The sequence below is a fragment of the Aeromonas sp. sif2416 genome, assembly GCF_019218665.1.
GTDB classification, from domain to species: Bacteria; Pseudomonadota; Gammaproteobacteria; order Enterobacterales; family Aeromonadaceae; genus Aeromonas; species Aeromonas encheleia.
The window spans coordinates 1-3,287 of the sequence record NZ_JAHUXC010000023.1 but is presented as its reverse complement, the minus strand read 5'-3'; the positions used below and the strand labels follow the sequence as shown (position 1 = coordinate 3,287).

The window sequence follows — 3,287 nt, the reverse complement described above, 5'->3', positions numbered from 1 at the left end:
GCCTGGCAGTGTCCTACTCTCGCATGGCGAATGCCACACTACCATCGGCGCTACCGCGTTTCACTTCTGAGTTCGGCATGGGATCAGGTGGTTCCACGGCGCTATGGCCGCCAGGCAAAAACTTCAATCTCGGAAAGCTGACGTGAATAACGACTTAGCCTGTTTGCTTCGTCACTATCACTGAATTAAGTAAGTAGTTCTTCATCTGCTACAAGGCCCAGAACACTTCTTGGGTGTTGTATGGTTAAGCCTCACGGGTAATTAGTATGGGTTAGCTCAACACGTCGCCGCGCTTACACACCCCACCTATCAACGTTGTGGTCTCCAACGGCCCTTTAGGACCCTCAAGGGGTCAGGGATGACTCATCTCAGGGCTCGCTTCCCGCTTAGATGCTTTCAGCGGTTATCGATTCCGAACTTAGCTACCGGGCAGTGCCACTGGCGTGACAACCCGAACACCAGAGGTTCGTTCACTCCGGTCCTCTCGTACTAGGAGCAACTCCCTTCAATCATCCAACGCCCACGGCAGATAGGGACCGAACTGTCTCACGACGTTCTGAACCCAGCTCGCGTACCACTTTAAATGGCGAACAGCCATACCCTTGGGACCGACTTCAGCCCCAGGATGTGATGAGCCGACATCGAGGTGCCAAACACCGCCGTCGATATGAACTCTTGGGCGGTATCAGCCTGTTATCCCCGGAGTACCTTTTATCCGTTGAGCGATGGCCCTTCCATTCAGAACCACCGGATCACTATGACCTACTTTCGTACCTGCTCGACCTGTCCGTCTCGCAGTTAAGCTGGCTTATGCCATTGCACTAACCTCCTGATGTCCGACCAGGATTAGCCAACCTTCGTGCTCCTCCGTTACTCTTTGGGAGGAGACCGCCCCAGTCAAACTACCCACCAGGCACTGTCCGCGAGCCCGATTCAGGGCCCTGCGTTAGAACATCAAACATACAAGGGTGGTATTTCAAGGACGGCTCCAGCGCAACTGGCGTCACGCCTTCAAAGCCTCCCACCTATCCTACACATGTAGGTTCAATGTTCAGTGCCAAGCTGTAGTAAAGGTTCACGGGGTCTTTCCGTCTAGCCGCGGGTACACCGCATCTTCACGGCGAATTCGATTTCACTGAGTCTCGGGTGGAGACAGCATGGCCATGGTTACACCATTCGTGCAGGTCGGAACTTACCCGACAAGGAATTTCGCTACCTTAGGACCGTTATAGTTACGGCCGCCGTTTACCGGGGCTTCGATCAAGAGCTTCGCTTGCGCTAACCCCATCAATTAACCTTCCGGCACCGGGCAGGTGTCACACCCTATACGTCCACTTTCGTGTTTGCAGAGTGCTGTGTTTTTGATAAACAGTCCCAGCCATCTGGTCACTGCGACTCCCAACTGCTCCATCCGCAAGGGACTTCACTGTCAAGAGCGAACCTTCTCCCGAAGTTACGGTTCTATTTTGCCTAGTTCCTTCACCCGAGTTCTCTCAAGCGCCTTGGTATTCTCTACCCGACCACCTGTGTCGGTTTGGGGTACGATGACTTGTAATCTGAAGCTTAGAGGCTTTTCCTGGAAGCATGGCATCAATGGCTTCACCACCGTAGTGGCTTCGTCTCGTGTCTCAGCGTTGCATCTCCGGATTTGCCTAGAGATACCGCCTACGCACTTTCACCAGGACAACCGTCGCCTGGCCCACCTAGCCTTCTCCGTCCCCCCATCGCAATTACAAGTCGTGCAGGAATATTAACCTGCTTCCCATCGATTACGCCTTTCGGCCTCACCTTAGGGGTCGACTCACCCTGCCCCGATTAACGTTGGACAGGAACCCTTGGTCTTCCGGCGAGGAGGCTTTTCACCCCCTTTATCGTTACTTACGTCAGCATTCGCACTTCTGATATCTCCAGCATACCTCTCGATACACCTTCGCAGACTTACAGAACGCTCCCCTACCACTCACACATAAGTGTGAATCCGCGGCTTCGGTGCCTGGTTTGAGCCCCGTTACATCTTCCGCGCAGGCCGACTCGACTAGTGAGCTATTACGCTTTCTTTAAATGATGGCTGCTTCTAAGCCAACATCCTAGCTGTCTGAGCCTTCCCACATCGTTTCCCACTTAACCAGAACTTTGGGACCTTAGCCGGCGGTCTGGGTTGTTTCCCTCTTCACGACGGACGTTAGCACCCGCCGTGTGTCTCCCGGATATTACTTACTGGTATTCGGAGTTTGCATGGAGTTGGTAAGTCGGGATGACCCCCTAGTCCAAACAGTGCTCTACCCCCAGTAGTATTCGTCCGAGGCGCTACCTAAATAGCTTTCGGGGAGAACCAGCTATCTCCGAGTTTGATTGGCCTTTCACCCCCAGCCACAGGTCATCCCCTAACTTTGCAACGTTAGTGGGTTCGGTCCTCCAGTTGATGTTACTCAACCTTCAACCTGCCCATGGCTAGATCACCCGGTTTCGGGTCTACACCTTGCAACTAGACGCCCAGTTAAGACTCGGTTTCCCTACGGCTCCCCTATACGGTTAACCTCGCTACAAAATGTAAGTCGCTGACCCATTATACAAAAGGTACGCAGTCACCCCGAAGGGCTCCCACTGCTTGTACGTACACGGTTTCAGGTTCTATTTCACTCCCCTCACAGGGGTTCTTTTCGCCTTTCCCTCACGGTACTGGTTCACTATCGGTCAGTCAGGAGTATTTAGCCTTGGAGGATGGTCCCCCCATATTCAGACAGGATGTCACGTGTCCCGCCCTACTCGATTTCACTTCAAGGTCGTTTTCATGTACGGGGCTATCACCCTGTATCGCTGGCCTTTCCAGGACCATTCCACTAACTTCCAAGAAACTTAAGGGCTAATCCCCGTTCGCTCGCCGCTACTAAGGGAATCTCGGTTGATTTCTTTTCCTCGGGGTACTTAGATGTTTCAGTTCTCCCGGTTCGCCTCTATTACCTATGTATTCAGTAATAGATACCCAGCTTGTGCTGGGTGGGTTTCCCCATTCGGAAATCTGTGAGTAATAGCGTCTCTTACCGACTTCTCACAGCTTATCGCAGGTTAGTACGTCCTTCATCGCCTCTGACTGCCAAGGCATCCACCATGTACGCTTAGTCACTTAACCATACAACCCCAAGAAGTGTCGTCGAAACGGCACGGCTTGTTGTCGTACAACAAGGACCAAAAATAAATTTTGGTTTTCGCCAAGAAGTTTCCAAAGCACTTGTAACAAATGTTTGAGAACTACTTTTTAAATCAGCTTTCCAGATTGTTAAAGAGCA

At 52.2% G+C, this 3,287-nt stretch carries 2 rRNA genes; both read right to left on the bottom strand.

Going from position 1 to position 3,287, the window contains the following annotated elements:
• Positions 1 to 115: ribosomal RNA gene (rrf, locus tag KW821_RS21325) — 5S ribosomal RNA — on the bottom strand.
• 125 nt (positions 116 to 240) lie between these two features.
• Positions 241 to 3,130 (bottom strand): 23S ribosomal RNA (locus tag KW821_RS21320).
• Between the last annotated feature and the right edge of the window lie 157 nt (positions 3,131 to 3,287).